The following is a 16,002-nucleotide window of genomic DNA, read 5'->3' on the forward strand; positions in this document are numbered from 1 at the left end:
CATAACTTATATAAAGGTACCTTACAAAAAAACCAACGTAAATCCGGCATATCTGCTGGAAACGTTGGTTTTTGGTTTATTCATTTATATGCGAGATTGCGGGCCAACCTCAGCTATGCTGCTCTCAAGAGGCATTGGCATATAAAGCTTGTTATTGCCTGCCCTCTCACCCATGGTTCTCCAGCAGCGCCATCAGCTCCTGCAGCTCGCCTTTTGTCAGGTCACGCCACTTGCCTCTTCCGAGCTCACCAAGATGAATATTCATAATGCGGACGCGGCGAAGGCCGTGCACCTGATAACCGAAGGTTGCGCACATCCGCCGGATCTGGCGGTTTTTACCTTCAGTCAGAATAATACGAAAGACACGGTCCCCTTCCTTCGTCACTTTGCAGGGAAGCGTCATGCTGCCCAGAATCCGGACGCCCTCGCTCATCGCCTTGAGAAACCGCGGCGTTAGCGACCGGTCAACGGTTACGATATATTCTTTCTCGTGCCTTCCTTCTGCCCGCAGAATACGATTCACAATATCTCCGTCATTGGTCAGCAGAATGAGTCCTTCCGAATCCTTATCCAGACGCCCAATCGGAAATATCCGCTCCTCATGACCGATAAAATCAACAATATTGCCTTCAATATGAGCTTCGGTTGTGCTTGTAATGCCGATCGGCTTGTTGAGCGCAAGATACACATGGCTCTTCTGCTCGCCTATCGGCTTCCCATCCACTCTTACATCATCCTCAAGCTCCGCCTGACTCCCGAGCTCTGCTGTTATGCCGTTAATCGTCACGCGTCCCGACTCGACAAGCTTGTCTGCTTCCCGTCTGGAACAATATCCGGTTTCACTAATAAATTTGTTAATTCTCAAGCTGAAAGTTCACCCCGCACCGTTTGCTTTGTATGTCGCTGCAGCTACTATTGTACATGATTCGGTTGATCTTCGCTTGTCTCTTCCCGAGGCTTCTGAATAAGCGGCAGGGTGATCGTTACCGTTGTGCCGACATCGACCTTGCTCTTGATCTCCATCATACCATGATGGCTTTCAATAATCCGCTGGCTGACCATAATCCCAAGCCCCGTGCCGCTATCCTTACCGGTAAAAAAAGGATCGCCAAGCTTCGAGATCATTTCCTCCGGGATGCCGATTCCTTCATCGATTATGGATACGGACACTTCGCTGCTTCCCTTGCTGTCGATGTTGACCTGAATTTCCCCGCCGTCCGGCATCGCCTCGATGGCGTTCTTCAGCAGGTTGATGAAGACCTGCTTCAATTGATTTTCCTCACAGGAGATCAGGCAGGAGTCCATGTTGAAGTTGGCAATAAATTCGATATCGCATAGATGAGCCTGGCTGTCCAGCAGGGAAATGACATCCCCCAGAATAAAACGGACATCCTTCTCCTCAAACCGGGTAGCCTGGGGCTTGGCGAGGATCAGAAACTCTCCCACAATCAGATTGATCCGATCCAGCTCGGAGAGCATGATATCGACATGCCGGGTATTCAGCTTGTTTGTCTCCAATTGGAGCTGCAGAAATCCGCGAAGCGTGGTCAACGGGTTGCGGATTTCGTGGGCGACCCCTGCCGCCAGCTGTCCGACCGTCGTGAGCTTCTCTGACCGGCGCAGCAGCTCCTCCATTTTGTTGCGGCCCGTCATGTCGCGGGTGATGCTCGCAATCGCGTGGATCGTTCCATGCTTGTCCCTGATCGGCGATGTCGTCACACTGACGGCAATCCACTCCCCGCTTTTGTTGACCCGGATCGTTTCCCTGGCTGTCAAATGTTTGCCCGACTTGAGCCCTTCCATCATTTGCAGCTCTTCCATATGCAAATGCTCCGGAACCAGTGGAAGGGTATGACCTGTTGCCTCATCCGCTGTGTATCCGAACAGCTGCTCGAATGCCCGGTTCACCTGGGTAATGCGTCCGCTCAGATCAACCACATGGATCGCATCCGTCGTATGGTTAATGAAGGATTCCAAATATTCTTTCATTGAACGGTTCTCTTCGAATGCCAGTTTGAGCTTGGTCATATAAATCCCGAGGTTCTTGGACATGGCATTGACCCGCTGGGCCAGCTGCCCAAGCTCATCCTTGCGCTTGACTTCAATTGAATTATCAAAACGTCCATAGGAAACTTCGTTGATTTTCCATAAAATCGATCGGATGGGACGTATCAGAATATCGGACAACCAATAGCTGCAGAACACGACAATAATAAGAAGAATAGCGGAAATAAAAATCTGGTTGTTGCGCTGTTCATCGATTTTATTCGTTAGCGGCTGTCCATCCAACACCAGGCCAATGACATAAGGGACAGAAGCGGCGACTTTGACGAAGCTTTTTATCACATCCTTGCCCTGAACGGTGGTATACCGAAAAACGTTCTGGCCCCGGGATGCCGCAAGAATATTTCTCTCATCCATTTGGGGCTGCCTGTAATGATAGCTGCCGAATGAAACCGGATGTTCCGCCATCTGCTGCGCGCTGGTCATTTTTGGGATTTCACCGACGGGCTCTTTGCCAAATAATAACGGATTGAAGCCGCTGATCTCCAGAATAATCAGATTATTAGTCATGGTTTGGGATAATACGGAAGTGGGACTGTTAATTTCCCCATAACCCTCCGTTTGATTATTTTGAATATAGCTGCCAATGATAGATTCCTGATCGTTCAGCATATAGAATCCCCACTTGCCGGGATAGGCCATAGTCGTTGAAGCTGTATTTATTTCGATGGGTCCGGACCAGAAATAATAACCCAGTCTCTGCAGCGCTTCACTTGAATGATTGGTAAGTCCCTGCTTTAGCAGCTGCTCAGGCTTCCCCAGGCTTTTCATATTAAGTCCGCTTAACTGCGAATCGGAAGATTGCTTGATGATATATTCTCCATCTATGGGTACAATGAGCGAGAGCTGGGTCACACCCAGCTGACTGGCCAGCTGTCCCAGCTGTTCACTGGTAACGGGATTTGCGCTGTCTTGCAGCCGCTTGGCTGTTTCCGCTGAAGCCATCTTCAGTTTTTCGTCGAATACCGATTGCAATAATTCATACTCTCTGGTGTGCTGGGCTACGGAGGCGGCGATTTGCTCGCTGATATGGGTCATATTTGATTCAACCTCAGCCTTCATGTTGACTCTGGTCGAATATTCGTTCAAAATCACATTAACAATCAGCAGCAAAAATACGATGAACGAAATCATGAACGATAGCTTCGTTTTTACCGACAACTAACGACACACCCTTTTGCACGCTTGTGGACATCTACTTGGATCATAACATATTTGTCATAAAATGAAAGTAACTGCAGCCATGATTACAGACTAAAAATGGGTCAAAAAAGTGACTATTCACATAGTTATCCACAATTTTATCCCCAAATCCACAAATTAATTTCGGTAATGTGTATAAATCTGTGCATAACGGATCGGTTATACACAATTCTATACACATGCTGTTAACAACGAATATCTGTTCGTGGCACAATATGTCGAGTAGATGGAGGAGACGTTCTATGGATAACTTTTATTTTCAGGACAAAGACCGGCAATGGATGCAGGAAGCAATTGAAGAAGCATTGAAAGCCGAACGGCTCGGGGAGGTTCCCATCGGGGCGGTAATCGTACATGGCGATGAAGTCATCGGTAGAGGACATAATTTACGTGAGACCTCTATGGACCCCACCGCGCATGCCGAAATCATTGCCATACGTGAGGCCAGCCGCAAGCTTGGCGCCTGGCGTCTGCTGGATTGCACCCTGTATGTCACCCTGGAGCCTTGTCCGATGTGTGCGGGAGCCCTTATCCAAAGTCGTGTAAAAAAAGTCGTGTACGGCACAGCAGACCCTAAAGCGGGTTGTGCGGGTACATTAATGAATTTATTGCAGGAACCGCGGTTCAATCATGAGACCCAGCTTGTCAGCGGACTATTGCAGGAAGAATGCTCAGCTTTGCTCACGCAATTTTTTCGTCGATTAAGAGGGCGGTTGTAGATGATGATTTGCTATGATAAAGGAGTAGGATGCCTCTGCCGGTTTAACTCTCTTTTCTGGATATATTGTAGGGTGACAATAAGCTGATCGGCTGCTTCACTGATAGCAAGAACTTCTGGGTCGGTTAAACTTCCGCGCGTCTCCGCAGCCTCCAATAGTCTGATGCGAAGAACGTGCAACTCGTCGAGCAGCTTTTTTTTGTCGTTCATGACTCCTTGCTAATCGCTCCTATCACCTCTTGGGTTACAAACAGTAACAAGTTAATTATACCCCTATCGATTACAGGATTTTGTAAAAACATGTCGAGGATTCGACAGTATTTTAGGGAATATTTCGACACAAAACAACAGGAACCCGCTTCTTTCGATAAAAATCGTTTGATTGTCAGGATTATTTGTGGAGGATCAAGAAATTTTAGTATCTTGTTCTTACTCCAACGTTTACCGCTGTTTAACTGTTTCCCCGCGTTTGCTTCTCACTGTTCCTCGTTAAGGCTTGCACGGCCTAAAGGAAACGTGATATTATAAATGTTGCCGCGCGCCCGTAGCTCAGCAGGATAGAGCGACAGTTTCCTAAACTGCAGGTCGTACGTTCGAATCGTATCGGGCGCGCCATTTTACCAGAAGCCTCTTGCCTTGCCTCGATCTCTGCCATCGAAGCAGGGCAATTATTTTTTCAGGATATGTCTAAATATATGCCCAAAAAGGGAGAGTACAACCTTTATGCCGGATGAAAACAGCCGCTTGTGGGAAGAACTTCTGGCTTCTGCCCGCTTCCGGGTATGGACCGCAGAATATACCAAAGTACAGCGTTCCTGGCAGGAATTCGATCATGTTCCCACCTTTAACCGTTTTTATTTGATCCAGGAGGGTGTAGGTCTCATTCGTATCAAGGACGAGGAGTATTATCCCGTCAAGGGACAGGTGGTACTGATGCCTGCAGGCGTACGCCAAAGCTATTCCACCATCAGCGATGAAACCTACGGAAAGTACTGGTGTCATTTCACCGCTACTTTGGGAGATTTGAGATTGTTCGATATTATGGAAACTCCATATATTCTCACTGTCGACGACGAAGAGCGCTGGAAGCATTGGATCTTTCTTTTCGCCTCGCTGAAGCAATATATCCAGCGTGATACGATCGCCGCGAGCTTTCGTGTCAATTCGCTGATTATGGAGATCATGGCTTGCTTCATCGAGCAAATCGGGGAAATCAAGCTCAATCGGAGCTCTGCTGTCGTTGATAAAATCCATACCGCGATCTCTTACATGGAGCAGCGGTTTGAAGAACAGCTGACAATCGACGAATTGGCCAAGCTGGTTCATTACCATCCCAATTATTTCATCCAGGTATTTAAACAGTTCACCGGGAGTTCTCCCATTCAATATCTCAACGCCATGCGTGTCGACAAAGCCAAACAATGGCTGTCTACTACGGACATGCCTGTCTCCGAAGTGGCAGAGCGTGTAGGGATGACCTTATTTTATTTCTCCCGCCTGTTTAAGGAGCATAGCGGCTTCACACCCTCCGGCTACCGCCAAATCAGCAAACAATAAGCAGGGTACGGTTTCATAACTCGTCTAAATAATCAAAAAGTGCGCTCTTGAGCTCGGGCTCGAAGAACGCACTTTTAAATTATTGCATGGCAATGCGCAAAATCAACTCAAAGTCCCTTCGTGGAATCCGGCAGCTCTTCTATGCCAGACATATCGCCCAATCCTTGCGGGACCAGCAGTTCCTGAAGCTGTTCCACAGGAATCGCATCTGTCGGGATTCCGTACTCGAATGTCACGTCCTTGTTGATATCCGCATACGTCATAAACATATGAGCCGCGAGCTTGGTTGTATCGGTCTCATCAATAAAGTCCATATTCATCGTCATATCCTGATACGTCAGATAATTGTCTTTGATACCGCTTGTCAACGTGAATTCATTGACCTTAAGGGATTTCTTGACCTCAGCGATCGCATCCTTCACTTCGCCTTCTTCCTTGCCTTCCAATTCCGCTTTGGCCCGCTCCAGATCTTCCTTGCTGGTCTGGAGTGTTTTCATATACGCTTCATTGTTAAGAATAAGATCGATGATCTGGGGTGCAACTTTTTCAATTACAGTGGTGATCGCTGTCTCAAAGTTTTGCGGATTAATCGAAAAGCGGACAAATTGGTCAGCTTTATAGTCCTCCGGTAGCCACTTGATATCTCCGGCTTTGGGCTCGCTGAAATAGGTCTTTTCATCAAAATTATCAAGGGTTGTTTTCATCATGTCTTGACTCATTTTTTGTATGGTTGCCGCATCCGGCATGGCAGCTCCGCCCTGCTCTTCAGCGAGCTTCTTCACATCAATCTCGACAAATTTCCCGGCGATCGTTTCGGGAATGGGGAAGCCCGGGATAGTTGGCACTTTAACCCATACCTTTTCATCCGTCACGATAATCGGAATTTTCAGATTGAATTTCATATCTTCACTGCCAAGCGCCATATCCAGTGTGAACTCGGCGTGCTGCGGGTCCGTCTGAATGACACCATTCATATTAATCGTAGCGCCTTTAAGAAAATTAACGACTCCTGATGCCACGGCAGCATTTGTACTGTCCATTGCGGCACTGTCCGGCAGCGTAACGTTGTCAATGCCAAAGGTTCCTTTGAAGCTCATGGATTTGGCTTCCTGCATGTTGGTCAATGCCGATGTAACAGCTTCTTTAGGCGGCTTCCCCTTGCTGCAGCCTGCCACGACAACCATCATGACAGCCAGTAAAACAATGAATCCGGTTTTGATTCTCTTCATCTCGGATTTCCCCTCCATTTTCTAACGCAACTCTCATTCTAAACCATAATTGCCAGTTCGAAAAGACTATTGTCTGTTTTCAGGCATATAAAAAAAGCCCCTGCTTCCCGGTTAATTAACCGGAAAAAAAGGGCTATAATCATTATTTACCAAATCTTTAGCTTATCAGCCTTGAGGATTGTGATGACGGGTATGATTGAGCTGCTTCACCTTCTTGGAGCCCGACAATGGCTCTTGTTGATTGCGAGTTTTTGGCTTCTCCTGATGGTCATAAGGATTAGGGACCGGAGTACTGTCTGGCTTGCTCATCGCTTTGCCCTCCTTTCTTGCTGGTTTCTAGCTGCGCGGATGCTTCAAATCGGTCGGCTCATCATGATTGAGCGCATCCTGATGGCGGCGATCGTTCTTGTCCTGCTGAAGCTGCTGGGCATGATGGCTGTTAACGGGATTGATATCAAGCGCCTCTACAACATTGCTCAAGTTTTTATCGGCGCTGCCTTTATTTTTAGTCATAGCGGTGTAGCCTCCCCTTCAGTAGCTGTCCAATCGTCTATCTATACATTCGTCAGTACGTGAAGCGCCTGGGCGCATTCATGAATATGACGGGTGTAATCTTCTATAAGCTGCTGGATGATCGGCGTTCTCTCGTCAACCGAGCGGCCGTCTTTTTCCACATCAATCAACGTGACCTTGATTTCACGGCTGTCCACATAGGTCGCTTTAAAGTCAAAGCTGTACATTTGATGGCCTGCGGTATCCAACGTAATACGCAGTGTCTGTGCATCAGCCTCATCTGCCAAAACAGACACGCGATCCGCCTCATTCACATATTCCGGAAGCGTGCGCTGCCAGGCATCAACCAACTGCTGCTGATCCATCTGAAGCTCATCTTGTTTACTCATCCCTTACCACCTCCATGCGGATAATATGCCGACATGGGGCGGTTTTTATGCAGTCCCTCCAGTGTAGAAGCGGACACAAAGAAAAAATCGGAACCCGTTATCTTCTTATGAAATTTGGCATATCAGAGAAATCAAAAAACGCCCGGGCAAAATGCCCGGACGTTGGTTTCTTATAGTTGGCGGAGAGGGTGGGATTCGAACCCACGTGGACTTGCGCCCTAACGGTTTTCAAGACCGCCCCGTTATGACCGCTTCGGTACCTCTCCAGATAAGATGTGGCTTTTGGCCACAAGATATATTGTACCACAGGCCAAAATGGATATGCAACACCAATTTTGACCTGTGGCAACAGATCAGGTACGTACGCCGATTACCTCTAATCCCCCCATATAAGGACGAAGGATTTGTGGAATGATAATCGAGCCGTCAGCCTGCTGATAATTCTCCAGAATCGCGGCGACCGTTCGGCCGATAGCAAGTCCGGAGCCGTTAAGGGTATGCACAAATTCCGGCTTGCTCTTGGAATCGCGGCGAAAACGGATGTTGGCTCTGCGGGCCTGGAAGTCCTCGAAGTTGGAGCAGGAGGAAATTTCCCGGTATGTACCGCCGCTTGGCAGCCAGACCTCGATATCATAGGTCTTGGCCGATGAGAAGCCCATATCGCCCGTACAGAGCGTCAGGACTCGATAGGGCAGTTCTAACAGCTGAAGCACAGTCTCCGCGTTTAGAGTCAGCGATTCGAGCTCCGCATGCGACTCCTCCGGCTTGCACAGCTTTACCAGCTCCACCTTATTGAATTGATGTTGGCGGATAAGTCCGCGGGTATCGCGGCCGGCAGCGCCGGCTTCCGAACGAAAGCATGCGCTGTAGGCGACAAAATTTTTGGGCAGATCATCAGCTGACAAGATTTCGTCGCGGTGAATATTGGTTACCGGTACCTCCGCCGTCGGAATCAAATAATACTCGGTATTTGCAAGCTTAAAGAGATCCTCTTCAAACTTTGGCAGCTGACCGGTCCCAACCAGACTATCCCGATTTACGATGTAAGGTGGAAGCAACTCTTCATAACCATGCTTGTCACTGTGCAAATCCATCATAAAGTTGATAAGCGCACGCTCCAGACGGGCACCCAGTCCGCGGTAAAACACGAACCGCGAGCCTGTTACCTTGCCGGCGGCCTCAAAGTCAAGAATACCGAGCTCCTGAGCAAGCTCCCAATGGGCTTTTGGCTCAAACTGCAGCTCCGTCACTTCACCGACACGGCGAATCTCCACATTATCTGCCTCAGAAGAACCAACAGGCACGCTTTCATGCGGAATATTCGGGATAGCCAGCGTCAGCTCGGCAATTTCCGCTTCGACTACACGCACTTCCTCATCGAGCACTTTAATCCGGTCCCCGACCTCGCGCATTTCCACAATAAGGGCTTCTGCGTCGCCGCCGCTTTTCTTCAGCTTGGCCACTTCCTGAGAGACGGTGTTGCGGCGGCTTTTCAACTGCTCGCTTTCCTGCAGCAGATCGCGCCACTTGGTGTCCAGAATCGGGAATTCACTGATGAGCTCGGCAGATTTCCCGCGTTTTTTGAGTGCCAGTTCAACTTTACCAAAATCATTTCTTAGCAATTTAACATCCAACACGAAAAGGTAACCCCTCTCTAATTAAACACTCGTATCTATTGGCAAAGAGACTGCGAATTCGCAGTCTCCGGCTCTTCTAACGCGCGGACTCGGCAGCCGCTTCCTTAACCATGTCCAAAAAATACGCGTGCAGACGATAATCATCCGTAAGTTCCGGGTGGTAGGAAGATACTAGCAGATGCCCTTGTCTTGCGGTTACGATCTCGTCGTTATAAGTGGACAGCACTTCAACACCCTCGCCCACTTCCTTAATAAGCGGCGCACGGATGAAGACGGCCCTTACCGGCTCATCGATTCCGATAACGGCTAGATCCGTCTCGAAGCTTTCCCGCTGCCGTCCGAAGGCATTGCGCGCCACCGTCATATTCATCAGCTGCAAATGCGCTTCTTCTTGACCCTCTATCTGGTCGGCCAGCACAATAAGCCCTGCGCATGTACCGAAAATCGGTTTGCCGGCATCTGAGAAGCTGCGAATAGCATCCATAAAATCATACTTGCGCATCAGTTTGCCGATCGTAGTACTTTCTCCACCAGGAATAATAAGACCGTCCAGCTCGTCCAGCTGCCCGGACTGCTTGACCGCAACAGGCTCACCGCCAGCTGCCAGAATGCTTCGCATATGCTCAGCAACAGCACCCTGCAGCGCCAATACGCCAATCTTCATTCGTTATGCCTTCTTTCTTTACCGGCTAGCTGCTCTTACAGTCCGCGATCCTGCATTCGCTGAGCTGGATCAAGCTTGGATATTTCAATGCCTTTCATCGGAGCGCCAAGATTCTTGGACACTTCCGCGATCAGCTTGTAATCGGTGAAATGGGTTGTTGCTTCTACGATAGCACGGGCAAATTTCTCCGGATTGTCGGATTTGAAAATACCCGAGCCTACAAATACGCCATCAGCACCCAGATGCATCATGAGTGCAGCATCGGAAGGAGTTGCAATACCGCCTGCCGCGAAGTTTACAACCGGAAGCTTGCCGGTCTCGTGAACCTCTAATAACAGATCATAAGGCACACCCAGCACTTTAGCTTCCGCATACAGCTCATCCTTGGCAAGGTTTTGCACCTTACGGATTTGACCTGTAATAATACGCATATGACGGACCGCCTCAACGATATTACCCGTTCCAGGCTCACCCTTCGTGCGCATCATAGCTGCACCTTCCTGAATGCGGCGCAGCGCCTCTCCCAGGTCCTTGGCGCCATTTACGAAGGGAACAGTGAAGTCGCGTTTATCGATATGGAACACTTCGTCTGCCGGCGTAAGCACTTCACTCTCGTCAATGTAGTCAGCGCCGAGTGCTTCAAGCACTCTCGCCTCTACATAATGTCCGATACGGGCTTTGGCCATAACCGGAATGGATACGACTTTCATAACTTCTTCGAGAATCGTTGGATCGGCCATGCGGGCAACGCCGCCTGCGGCGCGAATATCGGAAGGCACACGCTCAAGGGCCATAACCGCTGTAGCTCCTGCCGCTTCAGCAATTTTGGCTTGCTCGGCGCTCATAACGTCCATGATGACGCCGCCTTTTTGCATTTCTGCCATGCCTCTTTTTACACGTGATGTTCCTGTTTCCATGTTCCCAAGTCCTCCTAAAATAATGTTCTCATCCCTCGAATATCCGAGTTAGCTCTAACCATTTATTTTACATGATCCAATCAAAATCGACAACCATTTAATCCATAGTGAAATGCTTGGTATTGGATTAAATTAGAACAAGTCCACTATCCCATTAAACAGTCCGGCAAAGAAAGTGCCGATCGCTCTGAACATCAGGCGCCACCAGCTTCCTTTATCCACATTCTCGGAAGAAATGAGGTCAACCTTCTTTTCAATGGTTTCCCCTGTATCTGCATCCTTATACGAATAGGTAGCTGTTCCGACAACCTGTCCCTGCTTGATTGGAGCTACCAGCTTATCTTCTGTCTGCAAGGTTACTTTAGGAGCGGAAATCTGCGGTGCTGCACCCTTTTTGACCAGGAATGTGATATCGTTCGCTGTCACGATAGGAGCAGTTTTCGAAACGCCTTTGTTTATTTTGACCGTTTCCGCATCTTTTACCACTGTTTTTGGAGCGACTACTGTTTTCTTCTCAAAATTGTTAAAGCCATAATCGAGCAGCTTTGCTGTCTCATAAAAACGGGCTTCCTTGGTACTTGTTCCCATGACAACGCTAATCAGGCGCAAATCGCCGCGCTTGGCTGTTCCCGTAAAGCAATAGCCGGCTGCTCCGATGTAGCCTGTCTTCATTCCGTCCAAACCTTCATAGGCAAATTTCTTAAAGGACGGCACATCCTTATTGCTGCCCAGCATCCAGTTCCAGTTGATCATGGGCTCTTTGTCGCGCTCACGAAATTTATAGGATTGAATTTTAGAATAGTCCAGGAATTCCGGGTGCTTCTGCAGAAGAAGCCTTGCGAACTTCGCCAGATCAGCTGCGGAAATCACCGTTGTGTCGAGCAGTCCTGTGGCGGTTGTAAAATGAGCGGAGTTCAGCCCCAGCGATTTTGCGGTATCATTCATTTTCTGAACAAATCCCTGCTCGGTACCGCCGCCGATATGGTCCGCCAGCGCGACAGTCGCGTCATTGGCTGAACCTACTGCCATGGCAATATATAAGTCTTTTACCGTATGCTTATCGCCTTCAGCCAAGTAGATTTGAGATCCATCCGCAGGCGTGGAAGCTGCTTCCTTCGTTACCGTTACAATGTCGTCCCATTTAATACGTTTCTGCTGGATTTCTTCCAAAACGATATATTCCGACATCATCTTCGTCATACTGGCAGGGGGGCGTACTTCATCCTGCGCTACCTGATAAAGCACTTGACCGGTATCCGCATCAATAAGTATGGCCGATTGAACCTCAAGTCCAAGTGAATTCGGTGTGAATGCATCTTTTGCAGCAGCGGCGTAAGCCGACGTCGAACCTATAATCGTAGTAAAAAGCAAGCCGACTAACAATGCGGATATCGCCGATACGAGACGTACCGGTCTTTTATTCCGTTCCAACGTCTTCTCTCCCTCTTCCAGTAGATTATCTATCTATTATTGTACCACATGGAACGCGCATGAAAAAAGAGAGGCAGGAAAATGGTGATCCCACCATCTTCCTGCCTGGGCACGAACCTTCTATCTAGAATTCTATCCGATCCGTATCACGGTTTACAACAAGCGAAGCTGACAATATGATTAAATAACTCTAATGATAGATTACAGAGAATAGTTTGGTGCTTCTTTAGTGATTTGAACATCATGCGGATGGCTCTCGCGCAGACCGGCATTGGTGATGCGAACGAATTGTGTGTCATGCTTCAGCTCTTCGATGCTTTTCGTTCCGCAGTACCCCATACCCGAACGCAAACCGCCAATCAATTGATGTACCGTATCGGCAAGCGGTCCTTTGTATGCTACGCGTCCCTCAATCCCTTCAGGCACGAGCTTGTTCTCATTCTCCTGGAAGTACCGGTCCTTACTGCCTTCTTTCATTGCCCCCAATGAACCCATACCCCGGTAAACCTTAAAGCGCCGTCCCTGATAAATTTCGGACTCGCCCGGGCTTTCTTCCGTTCCGGCGAACAAACTGCCGATCATAATCGCACTTGCACCCGCAGCGATTGCTTTGGTAACATCACCTGAGTATTTGATACCGCCATCGGCGATAATCGGAATATTATATTCACGTGCCACACTGGCACAGTCATAAATAGCTGTAATTTGCGGAACCCCGATACCGGCGATAATCCGTGTTGTACAGATCGAGCCAGGTCCCATGCCCACTTTAACGACCGATGCTCCGGCTTCGATCAGATCGCGCGTACCTTCACCCGTCGCCACGTTGCCGGCTACGATAACAAGATTCTCATATTTCTCACGAATCTTTCTCACCATATCCAGTACATTGATCTGATGTCCGTGCGCTGTGTCCACAACAAGAACATCCACACCGGACTGTACAAGCGCCTCAGCGCGCTCCAGTGTGTCCTTGGCTATGCCTACGGCCGCTCCGCAGAGCAGCCTGCCTTGTGTATCCTTGGCAGCGTTAGGGAATTGAATCGCCTTTTCAATATCCTTGATCGTAATAAGTCCCTTAAGGGTATTGGTATCGTCAACCAGCGGAAGCTTCTCAATCTTATGCTTCTGGAGCAGACCTTCCGCCTGCTGCAGCGTAGTGCCTACAGGAGCGGTTACCAATTCTTCATGGGTCATCACTTCACTGATTTTCATCGAATAATCGTGAATAAAGCGCAAATCGCGATTTGTCAAAATACCAACCAGCTTCTGATTCTCATCTACAATCGGAACGCCGGATATCCGGTATTTGCCCATCAATTCCTCAGCGTCATATACATGATGATCAGGCGTCAAGGAGAAAGGGTTCGTGATAACGCCGCTCTCCGAGCGCTTAACCCGGTCAACCTCCTCGGCCTGCTGCTGGATGGACATGTTCTTATGGATAATTCCAATACCGCCTTCACGGGCCATAGCGATCGCCAGAGCCGATTCCGTTACTGTATCCATGCCCGCACTGATCAGCGGAATATTCAACTTCACGTTGGCGCTCAGGCTGACCGAAACATCAACCTCCCGAGGCAAAATTTCCGATTTACGGGGTACAAGCAAAACGTCATCAAAGGTTAATCCTTCTTTGGCGAATTTATTTTCCCACACTGATATGATCCTCCTTCAAATGGTTTCCGAAAGAGGGAAGAAACGGCCACCGCTGTGCAAGAAAACATTTGTTAACGCAGACGAGCCGAAAAGTCATTTCATCTTACGCTCGCCTTTATTCCTTTTCGGCGGTATGCCATGTTCCTTCCCTTAAAAATATAATTAAAGTATGGAGCTAATCGATACTTTCTTATATTTCAAAATCGGGCTTCTTATTGTGAATGAATTGATTCGACTCACTTATATTATTGCAATATTAGCAGAGGGGTTAGGGGCTGTCAAGGATTCGCGATGCCCTCTTAATACTCCAATCATGAACGATAATCATATTTACAATTGGAGCTCCAAAGCAGGAATTCTTTTACACCTTGCTCATTCGCAGCCTGAATTTGTTTATTGATCTGATGCGCCCCATAACGCTGATGCGGGTGTACCCAGGTGGCTGTAAAGCCCTGGAGCCAAGGGCGGATTTGTGCAGCCTGTTTTTTGGGGGTGGCATTCAACGCTTTATTGCGCCGCATCGCATCCGCCATGGCCTTGCGAATAACCTTATAGGGCTGGAGATCAGGGCTGCTTATTCCATACATTCCCTGCGAATAATGGGACGGGTATGTCATGGGTGAGATAACATCGACTACGCTCGCTATGGCCGGCCATGACTGTCCAATCCCCATATCATCCTTGGATGATGTTACCAAGCCGAATACATCCGCCGAAATGCGTACTCCCGCAGAGTGAAGACGATCTTTGGCCTGCTGCAAAAATAACTGAATAACCTCAGCCTTGCTGCTGCCATTTATATCTGCATACCGCACTTCTGTGTCCACTTTTGCTCCATTGTCCGGGAAACGGACATAATCAAACTGGATCTCGTCAAACCCGAGGCTGGCCGCCTCCTCTGCTATCGCGATGTTATAAGAACGGGGTTCCGGTTGATAAGGGTCGATCCATGCCTTTCCTTGACGATCAAGCCATACACCACCGTTTTTCTTTTGAAATGCCATCTGTGGCTTCTTCCGCACATATAACGGATCATTGAACACAACAATACGGCCGATGCAGTAAATATTCCTGGATTTCAGCCTGCTGATTAAAGCATGAATATCCTTGATGGCTGGATGAGAGGCGGCTCCCATTGTACGTACCTCCGGAATATTGGAACGATACGTTAGTTCGCCATAGTCATTTTTCACGTCGATAACCATGGCATTCAGGTTCGTCGTATCTATCAGGTGAATGAGGCGGTCCATGTACTTCCGGCTGCCAGCGACCCATCCGGAGACATATATCCCTCTGACGGGTTCGCTTGGCTTTCTAATCTGCTCTTTATGGTCAGCATTCAAGACAGTGGGGAGAGAAGGAGGTTCTTTTCGTTGGGATTGAGAGTGAGTAGATAATGAACGGCTGGATGATTGGTCGATTGTTTGTTGTGCTTGGTTCTTTTCCGATATTTCAGCCGATGACTTGCCGCTTCGATGATTGGTGCTGCATCCTGCACAACCTGATATCATTAAACTTGATAGCACCAAGACCAAGCATCGTTTAACCCATATAGTCATAATGATAATAAATACCCCCCATCATCCTCAATCATTGCTCTCCTATGTAGTATGAGCATACCGATACATGGAGTTGTAAAGGAGTTATAGCCAGAAGTGGGGATCACTGGAGGGCAAGGAACAAACCGGGTGAAATACCATTCAGGGAGGATACCAGCAGACAACAAAAAACCGACCGCAGAACTGCGGTCGGCTTCTCGTGCTTGGCAACGTCCTACTCTCCCAGGACCCTGCGGTCCAAGTACCATCGGCGCTGAAGGGCTTAACGGTCGTGTTCGGGATGGGTACGCGTGGTTCCCCTTCGCCATTGCTACCAAACGGGATGGCTCGGCTATGGACCGATCATCATAAGGGTTGTTACACCCTGAAAACTGGATACGAACGTTTGCGAAACGTTTAGCGGCTTGATTCCTTCAGCCCTTCGGCTGACGGGTGGAACAAGACTTCTCTTGTTCCGGTGTA

15 protein-coding genes, 2 tRNA genes and 1 rRNA gene are annotated in these 16,002 nt (G+C 48.6%); 3 read left to right on the top strand and 15 right to left on the bottom strand.

Annotation, left to right across the window (positions count from 1 at the left end; all coding sequences use genetic code 11):
* Positions 1-166: 166 nt before the first annotated feature.
* Both AC0YOA_RS33810 and AC0YOA_RS33815 read right to left on the bottom strand, forming a co-directional pair.
* On the bottom strand, positions 167-865 hold the full coding sequence (locus AC0YOA_RS33810) for a pseudouridine synthase (protein ID WP_475790327.1): 699 nt from the start codon (positions 863-865) through the stop codon (positions 167-169).
* 47 nt (positions 866-912) lie between these two features.
* Entirely contained in the window at positions 913-3,225 is a 2,313-nt protein-coding gene (locus AC0YOA_RS33815) for a PAS domain S-box protein (protein ID WP_475790328.1), read from the bottom strand.
* Positions 3,226-3,509: 284 nt separating this feature from the next.
* On the opposite strand from AC0YOA_RS33815, the gene tadA reads away from it, so the two are divergent.
* Complete coding sequence (tadA, locus tag AC0YOA_RS33820) at positions 3,510-3,986, top strand: tRNA adenosine(34) deaminase TadA (protein ID WP_379113796.1); 477 nt, start codon at positions 3,510-3,512, stop codon at positions 3,984-3,986.
* An 11-nt stretch (positions 3,987-3,997) separates the two neighbouring features.
* On the opposite strand, the gene AC0YOA_RS33825 is transcribed toward tadA, so the two are convergent.
* Complete coding sequence (locus tag AC0YOA_RS33825; RefSeq protein ID WP_210046879.1) at positions 3,998-4,195, bottom strand: Spo0E family sporulation regulatory protein-aspartic acid phosphatase; 198 nt, start codon at positions 4,193-4,195, stop codon at positions 3,998-4,000.
* 328 nt (positions 4,196-4,523) lie between these two features.
* Here AC0YOA_RS33825 and AC0YOA_RS33830 point away from each other — a divergent pair.
* Together AC0YOA_RS33830 and AC0YOA_RS33835 are read left to right on the top strand one after the other, a co-directional pair.
* A tRNA-Arg gene (locus tag AC0YOA_RS33830) sits at positions 4,524-4,600 on the top strand.
* A 108-nt stretch (positions 4,601-4,708) separates the two neighbouring features.
* Positions 4,709-5,542 carry a helix-turn-helix domain-containing protein gene (locus AC0YOA_RS33835; RefSeq protein ID WP_475790329.1) on the top strand — a complete coding sequence of 278 codons (834 nt, stop codon included), beginning with the start codon at positions 4,709-4,711 and terminating at the stop codon, positions 5,540-5,542.
* 107 nt (positions 5,543-5,649) lie between these two features.
* Here AC0YOA_RS33835 and AC0YOA_RS33840 read toward each other — a convergent pair whose 3' ends face one another.
* From AC0YOA_RS33840 to rrf, 12 genes are all read right to left on the bottom strand, one after another.
* The gene (locus tag AC0YOA_RS33840) at positions 5,650-6,771 is read right to left on the bottom strand and encodes a hypothetical protein (RefSeq protein WP_475790330.1); all 1,122 of its coding nucleotides are present in this window, start codon (positions 6,769-6,771) and stop codon (positions 5,650-5,652) included.
* A 165-nt stretch (positions 6,772-6,936) separates the two neighbouring features.
* Complete coding sequence (locus AC0YOA_RS33845; RefSeq protein WP_475790331.1) at positions 6,937-7,080, bottom strand: small acid-soluble spore protein P; 144 nt, start codon at positions 7,078-7,080, stop codon at positions 6,937-6,939.
* Between the two features lie 27 nt (positions 7,081-7,107).
* The gene (locus AC0YOA_RS33850) at positions 7,108-7,284 is read right to left on the bottom strand and encodes a hypothetical protein (protein ID WP_210046883.1); all 177 of its coding nucleotides are present in this window, start codon (positions 7,282-7,284) and stop codon (positions 7,108-7,110) included.
* A 41-nt stretch (positions 7,285-7,325) separates the two neighbouring features.
* On the bottom strand, positions 7,326-7,673 hold the full coding sequence (locus tag AC0YOA_RS33855) for a hypothetical protein (protein ID WP_475790332.1): 348 nt from the start codon (positions 7,671-7,673) through the stop codon (positions 7,326-7,328).
* Positions 7,674-7,850: 177 nt separating this feature from the next.
* A tRNA-Ser gene (locus tag AC0YOA_RS33860) sits at positions 7,851-7,939 on the bottom strand.
* Positions 7,940-8,026: 87 nt separating this feature from the next.
* Positions 8,027-9,310, bottom strand: a complete 1,284-nt coding sequence (gene serS / locus AC0YOA_RS33865; RefSeq protein WP_475790333.1) for a serine--tRNA ligase — start codon at positions 9,308-9,310, stop codon at positions 8,027-8,029.
* 76 nt (positions 9,311-9,386) lie between these two features.
* Entirely contained in the window at positions 9,387-9,974 is a 588-nt protein-coding gene (pdxT, locus tag AC0YOA_RS33870) for a pyridoxal 5'-phosphate synthase glutaminase subunit PdxT (protein ID WP_475790334.1), read from the bottom strand.
* Positions 9,975-10,009: 35 nt separating this feature from the next.
* Positions 10,010-10,891, bottom strand: coding sequence for a pyridoxal 5'-phosphate synthase lyase subunit PdxS (pdxS, locus tag AC0YOA_RS33875; RefSeq protein ID WP_210046887.1), 882 nt, complete (start codon positions 10,889-10,891; stop codon positions 10,010-10,012).
* Positions 10,892-11,023: 132 nt separating this feature from the next.
* The gene (locus AC0YOA_RS33880; RefSeq protein WP_379113794.1) at positions 11,024-12,322 is read right to left on the bottom strand and encodes a D-alanyl-D-alanine carboxypeptidase family protein; all 1,299 of its coding nucleotides are present in this window, start codon (positions 12,320-12,322) and stop codon (positions 11,024-11,026) included.
* 201 nt (positions 12,323-12,523) lie between these two features.
* A complete protein-coding gene (gene guaB, locus AC0YOA_RS33885; RefSeq protein WP_210046888.1) occupies positions 12,524-13,981 on the bottom strand; it encodes an IMP dehydrogenase in 1,458 nt (485 codons plus the stop codon).
* Between the two features lie 311 nt (positions 13,982-14,292).
* A complete protein-coding gene (locus tag AC0YOA_RS33890; protein ID WP_475790335.1) occupies positions 14,293-15,540 on the bottom strand; it encodes a putative glycoside hydrolase in 1,248 nt (415 codons plus the stop codon).
* 201 nt (positions 15,541-15,741) lie between these two features.
* Positions 15,742-15,858: ribosomal RNA gene (gene rrf / locus AC0YOA_RS33895) — 5S ribosomal RNA — on the bottom strand.
* Positions 15,859-16,002: the final 144 nt, after the last annotated feature.

It is taken from the genome of Paenibacillus sp. JT22N12 (assembly GCF_056269365.1).

Excerpts from the sequence above, each read along its gene's own strand:
- AC0YOA_RS33890 (WP_475790335.1), bottom strand. The coding sequence starts at position 15,540 with ATGACTATATGGGTTAAACGATGCTTGGTCTTGGTGCTATCAAGTTTA.
- AC0YOA_RS33835 (WP_475790329.1), top strand. The coding sequence starts at position 4,709 with ATGCCGGATGAAAACAGCCGCTTGTGGGAAGAACTTCTGGCTTCTGCC.
- AC0YOA_RS33840 (WP_475790330.1), bottom strand. The coding sequence starts at position 6,771 with ATGAAGAGAATCAAAACCGGATTCATTGTTTTACTGGCTGTCATGATG.
- AC0YOA_RS33855 (WP_475790332.1), bottom strand. The coding sequence starts at position 7,673 with ATGAGTAAACAAGATGAGCTTCAGATGGATCAGCAGCAGTTGGTTGAT.
- AC0YOA_RS33825 (WP_210046879.1), bottom strand. The coding sequence starts at position 4,195 with ATGAACGACAAAAAAAAGCTGCTCGACGAGTTGCACGTTCTTCGCATC.
- pdxS (WP_210046887.1), bottom strand. The coding sequence starts at position 10,891 with ATGGAAACAGGAACATCACGTGTAAAAAGAGGCATGGCAGAAATGCAA.
- AC0YOA_RS33850 (WP_210046883.1), bottom strand. The coding sequence starts at position 7,284 with ATGACTAAAAATAAAGGCAGCGCCGATAAAAACTTGAGCAATGTTGTA.
- pdxT (WP_475790334.1), bottom strand. The coding sequence starts at position 9,974 with ATGAAGATTGGCGTATTGGCGCTGCAGGGTGCTGTTGCTGAGCATATG.
- AC0YOA_RS33845 (WP_475790331.1), bottom strand. The coding sequence starts at position 7,080 with ATGAGCAAGCCAGACAGTACTCCGGTCCCTAATCCTTATGACCATCAG.
- tadA (WP_379113796.1), top strand. The coding sequence starts at position 3,510 with ATGGATAACTTTTATTTTCAGGACAAAGACCGGCAATGGATGCAGGAA.